Source organism: Acetobacter sp. DmW_136 (assembly GCF_008690365.1).
In the GTDB taxonomy this organism is placed as follows: Bacteria; Pseudomonadota; Alphaproteobacteria; order Acetobacterales; family Acetobacteraceae; genus Acetobacter; species Acetobacter oryzifermentans.
On the sequence record NZ_VHON01000052.1, the window covers coordinates 1 to 1810 of the forward strand.

The 1810-nt window shown below is 50.4% G+C and carries 3 protein-coding genes; all 3 read right to left on the minus strand.

The genetic code is table 11. The features are described from left to right. A partial coding sequence (locus FKW31_RS13775; RefSeq protein ID WP_150178819.1) for a hypothetical protein occupies positions 1–901 on the minus strand: 901 nt, incomplete at its 3' end. Between the two features lie 2 nt (positions 902–903). Beyond that, a complete protein-coding gene (locus tag FKW31_RS13780; protein WP_087636598.1) occupies positions 904–1194 on the minus strand; it encodes a type II toxin-antitoxin system RelE/ParE family toxin in 291 nt (96 codons plus the stop codon). Then, positions 1191–1433 carry a type II toxin-antitoxin system RelB/DinJ family antitoxin gene (locus tag FKW31_RS13785; protein WP_087636597.1) on the minus strand — a complete coding sequence of 81 codons (243 nt, stop codon included), beginning with the start codon at positions 1431–1433 and terminating at the stop codon, positions 1191–1193. Before FKW31_RS13785 ends, FKW31_RS13780 begins: the two co-directional genes overlap by 4 nt. Positions 1434–1810: the final 377 nt, after the last annotated feature.

The following is a 1810-nucleotide window of genomic DNA, read 5'->3' on the forward strand; positions in this document are numbered from 1 at the left end:
GCCTTCTGGGTGGCCGCACGATCTCGCGGAGAGGTTCAAGCTCTTTCAGGGCGAACAATCGCCGTGCTGCCCGATGCGTGACTTCAACAATCAGACCGGCTGACAGAAATCGTTCCAGATAGATGTAAGCTGCTTTTAGTGACAACCCCAGTTCGGTCGAGAGGCGCGTTGCAGATACCAGTGGGTAAGCGGCAAGGATATCTATGACTTTGTCCGCTCGTGAGGTGCTTCTCTGGACACCTGATTGCAAGCGTGCGTGACGCCAGCTTCGTTCGAGTGCACGCGTACGGTTTTCTATGGCCGTAATTTCATCATTCAGACAGTTCAGGAAGAACGGGATCCATTCTGATGGTTCCCAGGGTGCATCCGCTATAAAAGCTCTGGCGCCAACAAGGGGAAGCGGAAAGTGAAGGATATCCGTACGTCGCCAATGTCGGATCAAGGCTGCGCGCATCGGGGCACGGGCATGACCAGCTTCTACCCAGGCATGAAATGCAGTGGCAGCGCCAAGAAGAGGGCCTGATGCCCTGCTATGTTCAGAAAGCCACCCCAAGGCGTTCTCTATCGCGTTGCGTTGTGCTTCATCTGGCTTAACAAGCCATTGGTATTGAGCAAAAGCAGCATGTGCCGCATCAACAGAGGAACCCCGCTCAAAGACGTCAGAGCCGAGTGGTACTACTCTCAAGCCCTCAAGTTCGGCGGCAAGTCGCCAGGGATCTATGAGGTGGCCATCGACAGCTGCACAGGCACGAGCGGCTTCTAACCGTTCCCGAAAGAGGATGGCCGGAAGCAAAGGATGATGACGGAGACGCTGATCAATGCGACCGAATGCAATCGCCGTTTGGGTGAGGTTTTTATTCAGGTGTCCAGCTGAATGTTTGAGTGATTCCGTTCCAAACATGCTCAGGCACGGCAGTTTGCATCGCCATAAACCTCATAGGCATCCCTGCGGCCGATAGCGATGACTAATACAATAAGCTTACCATCGTCCATTTGGTACACCAGACGATACCCAGATGAGCGAAGCTTGATTTTGTAACAGTTCCGTAAGTCCCCGGAAAGTTCGGCTGACGAAACATGTGGTTCGTCCAATCTTTTGGCCAGCGCTTTCTTGAGCAGTATCTTGATGCTTCCATCAAGACTATCCCACTCGCGTTTGGCGCGTGGGTCGAAATGCAGCGCGTATCGACTCACAGATCATCCAGCGAGACGGGAATAGAAGGTTCGGGAGAGGCAAGACGTTCACGTACAACCGCCAGCAGTTGCTGATCCTCTTCTGAGATAACTGTACGCCGAACGGGAAGCTTGCCTGTTTTCACAACATATTCAAACGTCTGGCGGATGAGATCTGACGGTGTCACGCCAAGTTCAGAGAGCCGCTCGTAAGCAGCTTTCTTTAGGCTGCCATCAATACGCAGGTTAATTAAAGCCATGATGTGTCCTCCACCCAGCACATTTCATGTATATGCCTTTACATATGTAAAGGCATATATAATAGCCATTATGGCTATTACCGGCCTACAAGCAGGCTCTAAACCGAAACTGAAGAAGCTTTTTTGTAAGGTTGGGTTTGATCATGTGTGAAGAGCAATCGCCAGACACTATGTTTCATAAAAAGTCAAAACGGATATATTGTAGATTACTCGAGAACAAGGAGATATCATACGAATTCTTGAGCGAGACGTGCGATGCTATGCATTAGGGCTGGTTATACTGACTTGGTAATCCCCCCATAAAAAGAGTGGCTTTTGAATGAGAATTTTCTCAGCGTAAGGATGAGGAGATTCTGATGAAGAGTGGTCGCTTTACT

What these genes read in the sequence shown, in the direction of transcription:
- FKW31_RS13785 (WP_087636597.1), bottom strand. Translation starts at nt 1,433, where the DNA reads ATGGCTTTAATTAACCTGCGTATTGATGGCAGCCTAAAGAAAGCTGCT.